General features: G+C 59.1%; 11 protein-coding genes. 3 read left to right on the top strand and 8 right to left on the bottom strand.

Going from position 1 to position 13,413, the window contains the following annotated elements; genetic code table 11:
• Positions 1-42: 42 nt before the first annotated feature.
• The 4 genes from LFT47_RS03585 to LFT47_RS03570 form a co-directional block, all read right to left on the bottom strand.
• Positions 43-1,629 carry a sugar ABC transporter ATP-binding protein gene (locus tag LFT47_RS03585; RefSeq protein ID WP_236815316.1) on the bottom strand — a complete coding sequence of 529 codons (1,587 nt, stop codon included), beginning with the start codon at positions 1,627-1,629 and terminating at the stop codon, positions 43-45.
• A gap of 57 nt (positions 1,630-1,686) precedes the next feature.
• Positions 1,687-2,862, bottom strand: a complete 1,176-nt coding sequence (locus LFT47_RS03580) for a sugar ABC transporter substrate-binding protein (RefSeq protein WP_236815314.1) — start codon at positions 2,860-2,862, stop codon at positions 1,687-1,689.
• A 142-nt stretch (positions 2,863-3,004) separates the two neighbouring features.
• The gene (locus LFT47_RS03575; RefSeq protein WP_236815312.1) at positions 3,005-3,850 is read right to left on the bottom strand and encodes an aldo/keto reductase; all 846 of its coding nucleotides are present in this window, start codon (positions 3,848-3,850) and stop codon (positions 3,005-3,007) included.
• 91 nt (positions 3,851-3,941) lie between these two features.
• Positions 3,942-4,379, bottom strand: coding sequence for a GlcG/HbpS family heme-binding protein (locus LFT47_RS03570; protein ID WP_236815310.1), 438 nt, complete (start codon positions 4,377-4,379; stop codon positions 3,942-3,944).
• A 538-nt stretch (positions 4,380-4,917) separates the two neighbouring features.
• On the opposite strand from LFT47_RS03570, the gene LFT47_RS03565 reads away from it, so the two are divergent.
• Both LFT47_RS03565 and LFT47_RS03560 read left to right on the top strand, forming a co-directional pair.
• Positions 4,918-6,261: an NRAMP family divalent metal transporter gene (locus tag LFT47_RS03565; RefSeq protein WP_236815308.1), complete on the top strand. Its 1,344-nt coding sequence runs from the start codon at positions 4,918-4,920 to the stop codon at positions 6,259-6,261.
• A gap of 49 nt (positions 6,262-6,310) precedes the next feature.
• Entirely contained in the window at positions 6,311-6,508 is a 198-nt protein-coding gene (locus LFT47_RS03560) for a hypothetical protein (protein ID WP_236815306.1), read from the top strand.
• Between the two features lie 399 nt (positions 6,509-6,907).
• Here LFT47_RS03560 and LFT47_RS03555 read toward each other — a convergent pair whose 3' ends face one another.
• The 4 genes from LFT47_RS03555 to LFT47_RS03540 all read right to left on the bottom strand — a co-directional run bounded on the left by LFT47_RS03555 (position 6,908) and on the right by LFT47_RS03540 (position 12,145).
• The gene (locus LFT47_RS03555; RefSeq protein ID WP_236815304.1) at positions 6,908-8,101 is read right to left on the bottom strand and encodes a dipeptidase; all 1,194 of its coding nucleotides are present in this window, start codon (positions 8,099-8,101) and stop codon (positions 6,908-6,910) included.
• Positions 8,098-9,165, bottom strand: a complete 1,068-nt coding sequence (locus LFT47_RS03550) for a DUF917 domain-containing protein (protein ID WP_336885426.1) — start codon at positions 9,163-9,165, stop codon at positions 8,098-8,100. The genes LFT47_RS03555 and LFT47_RS03550 overlap by 4 nt, the downstream gene beginning before the upstream one ends.
• 80 nt (positions 9,166-9,245) lie before the next feature.
• Positions 9,246-10,793 (bottom strand): hydantoinase/oxoprolinase family protein, encoded by a 1,548-nt coding sequence (locus LFT47_RS03545; protein WP_236815299.1) that lies wholly within the window; start codon positions 10,791-10,793, stop codon positions 9,246-9,248.
• Positions 10,790-12,145 (bottom strand): purine-cytosine permease family protein, encoded by a 1,356-nt coding sequence (locus LFT47_RS03540; RefSeq protein ID WP_236815297.1) that lies wholly within the window; start codon positions 12,143-12,145, stop codon positions 10,790-10,792. The genes LFT47_RS03545 and LFT47_RS03540 overlap by 4 nt, the downstream gene beginning before the upstream one ends.
• 122 nt (positions 12,146-12,267) lie before the next feature.
• Here LFT47_RS03540 and LFT47_RS03535 point away from each other — a divergent pair, with 122 nt between their 5' ends.
• On the top strand, positions 12,268-13,413 hold the full coding sequence (locus LFT47_RS03535) for a DUF917 domain-containing protein (RefSeq protein WP_336885425.1): 1,146 nt from the start codon (positions 12,268-12,270) through the stop codon (positions 13,411-13,413).

Raw genomic sequence — 13,413 nt, 5'->3', positions numbered from 1 at the left:
GTTGTTCCTTCTCAGAGAATCAAAATGGTTCCGGGGCCTGATCTAGACCATCGCGGAGGAGAGGATGCGTTCTTCCGTGGCCCCCATGGCCGGGATGTCATCCACAAGGCGGCCGTCCCGCATGACAAGGATCCGGTCCGCAATCGCCAGCAACTCAGACAACTCAGAGGAGATAACGAGTACCCCGGCTCCACCCTTTGCGAGTCCATTGATGAGTCGGTAGATCTGGAACTTCGCGTTCACGTCGACCCCCCGCGTGGGTTCGTCGAAGATATAGACCGGAAAGTCGTTGAGGAAGCACCTGGCAATGACCACTTTTTGCTGGTTTCCCCCACTCAATGTCCCTACGGGGACGCCGGCTCCGGCCGCCTTCACGCTGAGCTTGCCGATCAGGTCCCGTGCCAGCTGCGCAGACCCCGTCCTACTGAGCCACCCGCCTTTAGAGATGACCTCCGGTTGCAAGAGCGTGAAGTTCTCTTCGATGGTCATGTCGAGTACCAGTCCCTGGCTTTTCCTTTCCTCAGGAACCATCACGATGCCCGCGCGGATGGCTTGCCGGGGATTGCGTAGCCGTTGCGGCACCCCGTTCACCTCGATGGTGCCGGAATCGTAGCTGTCGACGCCGAAGATCGCCCGTGCAACTTCGCTGCGGCCTGCTCCCAGCAGCCCGCCCATGCCCACGATTTCTCCGGGGTTCAAATCAAAGCTGATGTCCTCGAATTTGCCGAGGCTCGACAGGTTCTTCACCGACAGTCTCGGGGTCATCTCGAGACGGCCGGATTTGACCTCGAACTGGATGCCGCCGCCGTCGTGAATCTCATGTGTGAACCGTTCAATGGGCCGCCCCACCATTGCCTTGACGATATCGTCATGGCTCATCCGGCTCATTGGCTCGGTGACGATTTTGACCCCGTCCCGAAGCACGGTGACCGTGTCGGCAATCTGCGAGAGGTCCTGAAGGCGGTGGCTGACCAGTATGAAAGCTGTGCCGGCAGCTTTGGCTTTTTCCACAACCTCGAAAAGGTGTGCGACTTCGGGTTCCGTCAGAGCAGCGGTTGGCTCGTCCAGAATGATGATCCTGGCTTTGCCGACAAAACTCCTTCCGATCATGACCAGTTGTTGGATGCCGGGGGAATGCTCGCTCAGTTCTGAGAACGGATCGATGGTGAGGCCGAGCGAGTCAAGCACCGGCTGCGCCTTGGCCCTGAGAGCCTTGCGTGAGACCACCCCGGAGCGCGCAGGGAAGGAGGCGACGCAGATGTTCTCCGCTACTGACATATTGGGAACAAGGGAAAGTTCCTGCGGGACCGCACTGACTCCCAGAAGGCGGGCGTCTTGAGGAGAGGTGAGATGCACCTTTTTTCCGTCGATATACACCTCCCCTGCATCGGGCTGCACGAGTCCGCAGATGACCTTCGACAACGTCGACTTTCCTGCACCGTTCTCGCCGCTAATCGCGTGAACGGTCCCCGGAAAGATGTCCAGGTCCACAGAGGTGAGTGCCTGCACGCCTGGATACTTCTTGGTTATGCCACGCAGAGCCACAACAGGCCGGTCGCCGGTGCCATTGACGGCCTCGGGGGCGGCTTGCTCCGGTTCTTGTCGTGCTGGAAGCCAGAATTTTGACATGAGAATTACCTTTCCTGGTCGGCGTTAATGGCAGCCGAGAATCGGCTTTTACCCCGCTTAGCCCGCGGAACCCCAGGTGGTTTTGTCGTACGCGTCGGCGTTTTCTTTGGTCAGGAGAAGCGGCTGCTGAAGCATGATGCGCTTCGGGAAATCTTTTTTATCAATTGCTTGGATGGCTACTCGAAGGGCCAGATCGGCGTGCAGGGGCGTGGCGGGAACAGCGGCTAGGACTTCTCCGCGCTGGATGGCCGCAGTAGTGGCCTTGTCGTCCCCCCACGTATATAGAGGAATGTTTGTCCGTCCCGTCTGCTGCATCGCGGCGTAAACACCCAGCGCCATTTCGCTGTATTGGGTGTACCACGCGTCGATTTTCTGCCCCTGAGGTGACTGGAGGAAGCTGAGTGCGGCCTGATATGCCTTCGTGCGATCGAAGTCGCCGGGAGAAGTTTCATTAAGGGTGATGTCCGGGTACTTGGACTTCAGGGTGGCTATGAACCCTTCGTGCCGCAGAATCTGCGGAGAGGAACCCATCGTTCCTTGCGTCTCCACGACGGTACCTTTACCCTTCAGCGAGTCGCCGATGGTATTGGCAATCTGGATGGCACCTTGCTTGTAGTCGAGGTAGATCCAGGAATCAGGGCAGTCGGTGTCTACCGTCCGTTCCATGCCGATGACGAAAATGCCGGCTTTGCAGACTGCATCGATGGCAGGAGTCAGTGGACCCACTGACTGGGGAAATACGAGGATGCCGTTGACCTTTTGGCTCACGCAAGACTGGAGGTCCGCGACTTGTGCGCTCGGATCATTCGTCTCTGTGTACTTGATCTGGACATTGGGATGCTTGGCGGCCTCGATCATGAGGCTTTCCTTTTGTGCAGTGGACCAGGGATTGTTGGCCAGCCCTTGAGAGAAGCAGAAGGTGTAGGTTTTCGCCGGGTCTCCTATGGGTCCGTCGGGGACGGGCAAGGCTCCTGCATAGGGGAGGGTCAGGGTCTGTTTTGTGACGGGTCCTGTGACCGGGTTCCCCGGAGCCGGTTTGAGTACCGTGGCACTGTCGGGCGCATAAAGGGCGAGGTTCTCGGGAAGGTAGTAGTCTTCCTTCGGTCCTCCGGCGTTTCCTGGGGCCCCGGCGCACGCGGAGAGCGCAAGCATACCTGCGCTCAGGACGGCCGCTGCTCGAACGGAGGTCCACTTGCGGTTCGACTGCTGGCCAGTCAATGAATGCTGAATCATTTTTGTATCCTCATCGTTGAGTGTTACATGATGTGATGAACAACACTAACCTCACATTATTCAAAACGGAAGGTCTCAAGCCAAAATCTGTTATTTGATGTTAAAAATTACATCGAGGTGATGCGAGGGGCTTGCGCCGTAGTCAATCCATAAGGTCAGGGTCGTAGGGATTCCGGATCCCGGTCTCAAGTGCGGCGATCTCAGCGAGATCGGATTCCTCGAGCTGGAAATCGAAGACCTGCGTGTTCTCGATCATCCGGTCGGGACTCACGGTCTTCGGGATGACCACGTTGCCTTGGTCAAGGTGCCACCTGATAATTACTTGGGCCGCGCTCTTCCCGTACTTCGCGCCGATCCTCATGAGGACGGGGCTGTCAGTCAGCTTGTGGTTAGCAAACGGGTTACCGGCTAAGGGGGACCAGGCCATCGTCGCAATGGAATGCGAAGTGTTGAATGCCTTCAACTCGGCTTGGCGCAGGCCGGGATGGAGCTCGATCTGGTTGACGGCGGGCACCACGCTTGATTCAGCCATCAATCGCTCAAGGTGGTGGGTCTGAAAATTTGCAACGCCGATGGATTTTGCCAGGCCTTCTTCCTGCAGACGCTCAAGTGTCCGCCAGCTCTCGACGTATTTATCAATCTTCGTCATCGGCCAATGGATCAGGAAGAGATCGACGTAGTCGAGGCCGAGTCGCTTAAGGCTGCCTTCGAATCCGCGGAGCGCCGCGTCATAGCCGTGGCTTTCATTGCCCAGCTTGGTGGTGACGAATATTTCGTCGCGAGGGACACCGGAGCGTCGGATTCCTTCGCCCACGCCGGTTTCATTCTTGTACTGTTCGGCCGTATCAAATGACCTGTAACCAAGTTTGAGTGCCGTAGCCACGGTGTCGGCGGCAGAGGCGTCGTTTGGGCCGAAGATGCCCAGGCCGATCTGGGGAATTATAGATCCGTCATTGAGGACAAGGTCGGGAATCGGCTGAATTGACATAAGGTGCTCCTTAGGGCTGGACATCTATATTGGGACGTTGAGGCAGGCGTTCTGAGAGGAAGGTGTGCTCGAGCCGCGCGAAATCGAAGCTTCAGGGCGTCAGAGAGGCTGCAACAGCCTCGACGGCAGCTTCGGCGATCTCACGGTCCTGGCTCATGGAGCTCTTTCCGGAGATTCCAACGGCACCGACCAATTCGCTGTCGTGCAGGACGGGTAGTCCTCCGCCGATAATGGTTGCCCCGTCGATCGTGGCCACGCCATGCAGCAGGGCCTCCTCCTGGCGGACAACTTCCCAGAACTCGTGCGTGGCCATGCCGTCACCGGCGACAGAGTACGCCTTGTCAACTGCGATTTTCGCCGTCTGAAAGGGCGCACTGTCCATTCGTTCGAAGCACACGAGGTGTCCGGCGCTGTCGACCACGGCGATGCTGACGCACACACCCAGTTCCGCGGACTTTACGACTGCGGCGTCGACGGCAACCCGCGCTAGCACCTGAGTAATATTCCGTGATCCGATGAGTTTACTCACAGACGACCTCCTTGTGTTTCACTCAAAATAGATGTTAGATAGAGTGAATATTGACAATATCGATAGCGTAGAGGCCTTCCGGCGCTGTTGTCTATAGCCAGCAATTCCAAACCTCCACCGTTCCGAGGTGCTTCATGCTCCAGAAAGGCGTCGTTTGAAGAAGCCATCCGAACCCTCCAATTTCGGTTGGCGACAACATGATTCGCTCAGGCGTGGAGGGATGCCGACGGCCATCGACAGACAAAGCCAGCCGAGCCGTGGTGGAGAAGAAATTTGCCACGCCCGGCAGGGGTGTCCTTCCCGGCCCAGGACCGGACCAGCCTCGGGGCGGGACAGCCAGTCCAAGACCCTTCCGGAAGGAACCAATGCTCTTAAAGATCAGGCCCTATTCTGTTCGCGTCGCTGTCTCCTCCGCAGCCTCTGATTCTGAAACGAGGTTTTCCTTCTTTGCCGTGTCCCATCCAACGGTCCACCTCCAGCAAGCGTCGGCGTGTGTCCGTTGCCCGCCTGTTTCGGTCCGCCGGGCCGGTTGGTGATCGTGTTGGATACGAACGGTTCATCCCTGACGCGGGAGGATGTGGTCCGGTCCACTGACCGGGCACGGGTCAGCCGGGCACGGCGCTCCGGAAAACGGCACCATCTGGCGTGGCTGCTGGCCGGTCCGGGGCTGCTGGCCATGCTGGGGGAAAACGACGGGCCCAGCATGGTCTCTTACGCCGCCGACGGGGCCAGCTACGGCACCGGGTTCTTCCTGCCCTTCATCGTTGTCCTATTCGCGATGTCCTACCTCTGCCAGGAAATGTCCATGCGAGTCGGCGCCGTGACCCACCGCGGTTACGGGGAACTCGTCCTGCAACGCTACGGCCGTCTGTGGGGGTGGCTCGGAGCAGCGGACCTCGTGCTCACAAACCTCGTCACCCTGGTCTCCGAGTTCGTCGTCATCCGTGTCGGCCTAGCATTCTTCGGCCTGGGAGCACCGTTAGCTGCCTCTCTGGGCATCCTCCTGGTGATCCTGACCCTGACCGGGGGGCAGTACCGGCGTTGGGAACGGATCGTCCTGGCCTTGGCCGTGTTCAACGGCCTGTTCCTGGTCGCCGCAATAATGGTCCACCCGGATCCGGGCGCCATCGGCCACGCCTTCGCCACCTGGTCACCCTTACCCACCGGAGGGCTCACAACGCTTCTGCTTCTGCTGACCGCAACCATCGGGGCGACCGTCACACCGTGGATGGTGTTCTTCCAGCAGAGCGCCTCGGCAGATAAAGGAATAACCCACCATGACCTCAAACACGGCCGCCTCGACACGGCAGTCGGGGCAGGACTAGCCGCGGTCTTTGGCTGCGCAGCCCTCATTGCCGGAGCGGTTCTGTTCACCCATGGCGGCGAAGCCATCCAGGGCCTCGCCGGGGCAGGATTCCCTGCCGCCCTCAGCGCCGTGGCGGGAACACCGGTCGGCGCCGTCTTCGCTCTGGGTCTCATCGAAGCCGGAGCGGTGGCGATCCTGACCATCTCAGCCAGCACCGCCTACGCCGCCGGCGAATGCATCGGGGTCTCGGCAAGCTTCAACAGTTCCCCTCGCGGCGCGGCCCTATTCTACGGGGTCAGCGTCACCACGGCCCTGATCTCAGCAGCAGTGATCCTCATCCCCGGTGCGCCGCTGCTGGCCATCGCACTGAACGCGAATGTGCTGGCCACCGTTCTACTCCCGGTCACGCTTGTCCTCCTGATGATGCTGGCAAGCGACCGTGAGCTGATGGGCGAATGGGCCAACACGCGCGTGACGAATATTTTCGGAACCCTGGTGATCGTTTTCATCGCCCTCTGCGCCGCGGGCTACGGAATCATCTCCTTCCTCCAGACCATCGGCGTCTTCCCCGCCTAACCCAACGAACCCCAAATCCGCGGAACTTCCGCAACCGACAAGGAGCACGATGAAGAGCTTTGAGTATCACAGCGAGGATCCGTCCGCGGTTCTTGAACCGGGACAGCTGTCCGCAGCAAAATCCCGCCCGGTCCCCCCAATCGCGATGAGCCCCGGCACCCGCAAAGCACTGTGGGCGTTGCGGATCTTCGTCGTACTGCTGGCCATCCTGGTCACGTACACCCTTATCGCCCAGCTCAACCAGTAGAAGCCAAACCCAGGCAGTCGTGACCATGACGGGTCCTTGAGCACGAGATCCCGGCGCTGAGGGACCAATCCCCTCGCCGTTGTAACGGTTGCCGCGTACGCACCAACGCAACGGGTACTTCCCTTCGCATTTACGAACAACGACGAGCAGCAGCACACCAAACAGCTCGAGGAGTTGACTGCAATCGTGGAAGACGACGGCTACAAAAAGTTCGAGCTAGCGGACAACGACGTACATATGGTGCTGAGTGTCCACGGACATCGCCACAAAAATCACGAGCATTCAAACATCTCCGAATTCGGCTATCGGACTTGGTGGCTCACACGTGGGACCCCCTCAGACACACGGGACAGATCATGTCGAATAGCGCCGGCGGAAAGCAGGTGATGCGCCCAGACATCAGCGTTGGTGGGTAGGTTCTGCATGCTGCCGGGACAGGGGGATCAGATCTTGATTCGCGGCCGCCTCCGTATCTTCCAGCACCCGGAGGACATTGCCGAAAGCGAGGCTGCGCAGGTCAGCAGTGGACCAGCCCCGTTCGGCTAGCGCGTCCATGACGGTCGGGTAGCTTGATACCCCGGAAATTCCCCGGGGCAGTTGTTCGATGCCATCGAAATCCCCTCCAATGCCGAGATGCTGGGGTCCTACTACTTCGCGTGCATGTTCCATGTGTCTGACGATGTCGGCGATGGTGGCCTGCGGAGCTTGGTTCTGCGACGTCCACCGGGCATATTCTGCGGCGGCCGCGGCGTCCTCTTCCTCTTGGCCTGCATGGAACCCTGTCCGAAGGCCGAGTCTTTGCCGGAGTTCATCAGAATGTCGCTCAAAGTCCGCGCAGGCCTCGGAGATGAAGGCGGGAACGAAGGTAAGCATGAGCACGCCGTTGTTTCCAGGCAGTCTCTCAAGCACGGCATCCGGCACGTTTCTGACGTGGTCGGTGACGCCGCGGCAAGATGAATGGGAGAAAATTACAGGAGCAGAGCTCGTATTCAGCGCGTCATGCATCGTCTGCTCGGCTACGTGGGATAGATCCACGATCAGCCCGAGACGATTCATTTCGCCGACCACGCGTCTGCCGAAATCGGTGAGCCCATGGTCGACCTGCTCGCCCGTCGCCGAGCGCGCCCACGGCGTGTTGTCGTTGTGTGTGAGAGTCATGTAGCGGACGCCTATACGTCTCATCATCCGAAGCACGCCAAGCGACTCGTCGATGGAATGCCCTCCTTCGATACCCATTAGCGAGGCAATTTTTCCCTCTGCGACGGCGGTTCTCACGCCAGCGGCAGAGTCCACCAGGCTGAAGGTTTCGGGATTCTTGGAGATGATCCGGTGCACGCAGTCGATCTGTTCGAGTGTCGCCACGACGGCGTCGGCCGGCAGCATGTTGGAGGGGACGAAGACTGACCAGAATTGCGCACCGACCCGGCCTTCCCGAAGCCGGGGAATGTCTGTGTGCAAGCGGGGCTGGTGCTGCGACAAGTCGATCTCCTCGACGCGGGAGTCGAATTTCTGCCGCAGAGCCCAAGGCAAGTCGTTATGGCCGTCAAAAACCAAGGTGTCGGCCAGCGCGGAACGAGTCTGAAACGATGTCATCGGGCGGCGCTTAATTCCTCTAGGGCAACCCATGGCTCATGGAGTCCGAAAGCCTGGGGGCCAAAGACTTGCAGCGCTTCCGGGGTCCGCATGATGGCAGGAGTCGAGATTCCGTAGACGGCCACCCGCTGTCCGAACCGCAGGGCCTCGGAAGTGATGGGTGTGCCCAGATCAACATCAACTATCGTAATAAGGTCCGGAACAATGGCAACGACCGCACCATTCTTGTGTGCAATGACGTTCTCGTTCCGGAACTGGATCCGCATCTCGTCGCCACCATCAAACGACTCCACAGTGGCAAACCCCTGGGTGAACCCGTCCCTAACGAACCTCTCAACGTCAACGATTTTTCCCCGCATGAGCACGGTTCCATGACCGTATATTGTGTCCTTCAGGAAGGCACCGAGTTCTGCCAGCGGATCAAGATGTTTGTCCTTGGCCTTACGTAAAGTCCGGCCGATATTGAGGGCCAGGGTGACGGTGTTGCGGATCGCAGTTCGCTTGACGTCTGCTCCGCTCATTGGATACTCGGCGATGTAGGCCGCGCCCCCCATCTTGATGGTGACCGCGCGGGCGAAAGTCTCCATCCTCTGGTTGTCCTGGCCGGTATCGACGATGCAGGTGTGCCCGTTTTCGTCAGAAACAGCGAGTGGTGATCCGGACACTCCATAGACTCCGAACGTTTCCATTTGAAGCTCCGGGAAGGCTCGCCCCATTCCGTCTCCGTCCACAACCGGGATACCCGCTTCGGCGGCGACGACCAGAGGAATCATGGAATTCAGTCCACCGCACTCCATGGGGATTGTCGCATCGGCTGTTTTTCCGAGGTGTTTCTCCAAAGCACGGAGCGACCGGACTGCCTCAGTACCCGCCGGGACTTTCTCGACCACGACAGTCGGAGCGCCCATCATGGCCGTGGAAATGACAAAGTCATCGTCGTCAAGTTCGGACGGATCGAGGATTTCGATCTTTTTTCCGTTTTTGAGGCATTCCTCCACGAGCAGACGGCCGATGAGCGGATCTCCGCCGCCGCCTGTACCCAGTATTGCCGCGCCCCGCGCCAAGTCAGGGACGTCGTCTAGTGACAGATAGAAACTCATGTTGTTCTTCCTTCTACTTCCTGCGGTCAGGGTTCTGGGTGGGGCTATTTCGACGCCGGCAGGTCGCCGACCGCTTTGACGCGTACCCGGGAGGCGTTTCCTGGCAGATAGGCCAGGGGCAGCTCGTCGATCTCCACGATTTGGACAGTGCTGGCTTTGGCTCCGGCAGCTACGGCTTTGCTGATTGCTTCCTCCCTGGCTTGGTCGAGCACTTCTTCGCGCCTTCCTGCCGGGATAGCAAAGATACGGTCGACTTCGCCCCCGACTTGGGCTATGGCGGCGCCGATGGCATTTGCTACTCCGGATTGCCCCGGACGGGCAACGTCACTGGCGCAGGCCATCTGTTCCGGTACCAGGAACGCGCCGCCGCCGACTGCGACCACCGGGACGAGGTCGGAACTCGTGCGCATCCTGTCGACCGTCTCCGCGATCCTTCGGTGGATTTCGACTTTGGCCGCCTTCACCATTGAAGGATCCAGATGGCTGACACGGCCGGGGTCACCGATCTCCGCATCACCCGCCGCGACCATGATGTCGGTCGCCGTCAGAGTTTTGCCTCCGAAAACGAGTGCCTCCTCCGTGACTCTGTAGCCAACACTGTCCGGCCCGACGGTCACACCATTGTCGAACCTGATGCGGCTGCCGCCGCCGAGGCCGACGGACAACACATCAGGCATACGGAAGTTGGTTCGGATTCCCGCCACCTCAATTTCTGTTGCCGCCTCGCGGGGAAAGCCGGACTGGAGAACTCCGACGTCAGTCGTTGTTCCGCCAACGTCGACCACTATGCAGTCTTTGAGGCCCGAGAGGTAGGCGGCGCCGCGCATTGAGTTGGTCGGTCCTGAGGCAAAGGTGGCCACTGGGTATTTACGGGCGAAATCGACATCCATTAATGTACCGTCGTTCTGGCTCAGGAACAGCGGGGCATGGATGTTTAGCGCCATCAGGGATTGATCGAGTGAGGAACACACATCTGCTGAAAGCTCACGAAGGGCGGCATTGATGATAGTCGCATTTTCTCTCTCGAGGAGCCCCACTCTGCCGATTTCGTTGGAAAGGCTGACCGGAAGTTCCGGAAATTCGGCATTTATGATTTCCGCTGCCCTCTGTTCAAACTCCGAGTTGACTGGGGAAAACACGGAAGAGATTGCGAAGCTGCGTGCCCCTTTGGCTACGGCGTCCTGGGCTGCCCTGCGTATCTCGTCAGGATCAATCGGAGAGATTTCCCTTCCATCGAACTCATGACCTCCGCGGCACATGTAGGGCAAGGCGTGCAGCGCTTCAGTAATCCGTGTCGGCCAGCCGACGAACGGGGGCAGTCCGCCCGTTGCAGGAAGTCCGAGCCGGATTGCCGCCGTCGGTGCAAGCCGCTCGGCTTCGACCAGTGCATTGATGAAATGCGTGGTGCCGATCATGACGGCGTCTATGTCGGCAGAATCAAAGGAGTACGCGCTCTGTAGTCGGCGGAGGGACCCGGTAATCCCCTCTCCAACATCACTCATTGTCGGACTTTTAACACCTGCGAGGACCTCGCTTCCGTCAACGAGCACCGCGTCCGTGTTGGTCCCGCCAACATCGATGCCTATCTTCACTTGTATTCCTCCTGCAGTGCGCGCGGTTCAGTAATCGATCGGCGTGAGAGCGCCTTTTCGGATGTGCCTTTGATCAATCCGAGTTTGCCGGCGATGACGTAGAGAATCAGGGAAGCACCAAGCGAATTCAGGGACCCTACCCCCCATGGCAGGAACGTTCCAATCAGCACCGAAGCTGCCCAGACCACCAGGGTCCCAATGACCCACGTTGGCTCTGTTGCCGGCAGCCCGGGGGCAGATGCGGATAGGACCCTTCGCCATTTCTTTACGATGTAATATTCGGCGACCATGATGCCTGCGATGGGGGGAAACGTGACTCCGAGCAGGATCAGGAAATCCACAAAGTAGTTCAGTATTCCGGCAGCGGCGAGTGCGCTGCCCAGGATCCCGATAAAGATCGTGACGCTCGTGCGGCTCACTCGCTTCTTGAATACTGTCTCGACGAAGTTCACAATGCCCAGAGATGCCGAATACAAGTTCCAGTCGTTCATCTTGATCGTGCCGGCAACGATGATGATCGTGCCGACAAACCCGCTGCTGGACGTGACAATTGCGATAATGTCGTTGGTCTTGAGTGCATGGGCAAGGAGAACGCCGGCGATGGCCACCATGAATTCCCCGAGGGTGACGCCGAGCAGCGTCTGCTTGATGACATCGGAGGGTCTGCGGTTGAAGCGCGTCATATCCGGGGTAATCACCATGCCGACAATGAATCCGCCTGCGACCAGTGTTGTCCCCGCGGCCAGGCTAAGGACCGGTCCAGGGGCCGGCTGGTTAACCAGATCGCCGAGGTTGTGCCTTTGCAGCTCAGAGACAATCGACCAACCGGCGAGCAGGAGGAACGCGGGGATCGTAATGTAAGCGGTCCAGGCCATGCTCTTGAAGCCGTAAATGACTACCGCGGTCACGACGCCGCCGACCGCAAGGGCCCACGCCCATGCGGGAATAGCGGGCGCCAGATTGGCAAGCCCTCCAGCAGCCACGCCGCTTTGGACACCAAACCATCCGACCAGGCTAAGTGAGATGAACAGGGCGATGATGCTGGATCCATGACGTCCAAAGCCGGTCCATCTAGCGAGAACAGAAGTTGAGAGGCCTTCTTTTTGGCCAAGGATTCCCGTCATGATGGCAACCGCCTCCAGGATCACTGATCCAAGGAAGATGGCGAGCAGGGCGGTGGGAAAGTCCATTCCAAATCCCAGGGCTGCCCCGAGAAGGAACTGAGAAAGCGCTGACATTTGGCCGAACCTTTGAACGGCCACCGACCACCAGCTGTAGCGGGCGTGGTCAGGAACGCGCTCAAGGGCGTAGTCCTCCTCCCCCGAGTGTTTCTTATCAGTAGTTGTTGCCATCGGTGCTCCTTGGCTATGAGGTACCTACCCGGAAGAGGTTCAGGGATAGGAGGGAATGAAACGAAGCTACGGCCCGCGGCGGTCGTTATCAATGGTTGCTCTGACTACTAAATGCCCTCATCATGTGCATACTTAACACATTCGTCCCCCACGCACGCATCCGAAGGAGGCAGCCCATGTCTTGGCTTCTAAAGGCCACGGACCTGGAAGCATTGGAGTTTGGCGCGAGAATGCTGGGTTCGGGAGGGGCCGGTGACACTCACGCCATGTCTCTTTTGACTCGGAGTCTGTTGGAACATCGCGGCAGCGTGACCGTATTTCCGCCAAGTAAAATCCTTCCTGGCGATGTCGTAGTGGCCGTTGGCCTGGCAGGGTCGGCGTTGGCCTTCAGCGAAAAACCCAGCGGATCGGAGCCGTACGTAAGAGCTTTTGATGCGGTTACCCAGAAATTTCCAGGCCGACGAGCACTTGTCTGTGCCTTCGAAATGGCTGGGATCAATGCCTACGCACCGATCCTTGTGGCCGCGGCCCTGGGCATCCCGCTGGTCGACATGGATGGCATGGGGCGAGGACTCTCAGGACTGCACCAGACAACTTTCAACGCGCAGAGTGTCTCGATGACTCCTTGTGCTTTGGTCGACACTTCGGGGAGGTGCGTCGAAATTTCAGGATCAACTGCCGAGGAATCCGAGCGTGCCCTGCGCGTTCTCATGGGATTGTTTGGCGGCTGGGTGGCGTTCGCGGGGTACCCCATGGATGCGCTACAGGCGAGGGAAGGCGGCATAAGCCGGACGCTTGGACGAGCACTGGAGCTTGGACGCCAGTTCCAGCACTCCAAGGAACTGATGCAGTCCGTCAGCGATGCGATATCTCATTTTTGTACTCACACTGCAGGATGTCTTTTTGTGGGCCGAGGGAGTGTTGTGGACGTTCACTGGGAACCCGCCCCCCGTGATTCCGGTGCCGGGGTACAGGCCAAAGGAACGATGATTGTTCGGGCCGCAGGAAGATACCTTCGAATCGAGGCACAGAACGAATTCCTGCTGCTCCTCGACGAAGGCCGGCTGCTTGCTAAGGCCCCCCAAATTATCTGCCTCCTGGACAGCCATACCGGCATTCCCCTCCTCAGTGAGCGTATCCTGCCCGGTTACGGGGTAGACGTCGTTGTCTTTGAGGCCCCGGGCGAATGGAGCGAATCTGCAGCGCAGGCCTTGGTCGACATTTCCGGCTACGGGTACACAATCCCTTCCCTCGAAGACTCGCTGTGA

The organism is Arthrobacter sp. FW306-2-2C-D06B (genome assembly GCF_021789175.1).
GTDB lineage: Bacteria > Actinomycetota > Actinomycetes > Actinomycetales > Micrococcaceae > Arthrobacter.
Note: the sequence above shows the minus strand (reverse complement) of the source record. Positions and strands in the feature narration are given on the sequence as shown.

What these genes read in the sequence shown, in the direction of transcription:
- LFT47_RS03585 (WP_236815316.1), bottom strand. Translation starts at nt 1,629, where the DNA reads ATGTCAAAATTCTGGCTTCCAGCACGACAAGAACCGGAGCAAGCCGCC.
- LFT47_RS03580 (WP_236815314.1), bottom strand. Translation starts at nt 2,862, where the DNA reads ATGATTCAGCATTCATTGACTGGCCAGCAGTCGAACCGCAAGTGGACC.
- LFT47_RS03575 (WP_236815312.1), bottom strand. Translation starts at nt 3,850, where the DNA reads ATGTCAATTCAGCCGATTCCCGACCTTGTCCTCAATGACGGATCTATA.
- LFT47_RS03560 (WP_236815306.1), top strand. Translation starts at nt 6,311, where the DNA reads ATGAAGAGCTTTGAGTATCACAGCGAGGATCCGTCCGCGGTTCTTGAA.
- LFT47_RS03555 (WP_236815304.1), bottom strand. Translation starts at nt 8,101, where the DNA reads ATGACATCGTTTCAGACTCGTTCCGCGCTGGCCGACACCTTGGTTTTT.
- LFT47_RS03540 (WP_236815297.1), bottom strand. Translation starts at nt 12,145, where the DNA reads ATGGCAACAACTACTGATAAGAAACACTCGGGGGAGGAGGACTACGCC.
- LFT47_RS03535 (WP_336885425.1), top strand. Translation starts at nt 12,268, where the DNA reads ATGTGCATACTTAACACATTCGTCCCCCACGCACGCATCCGAAGGAGG.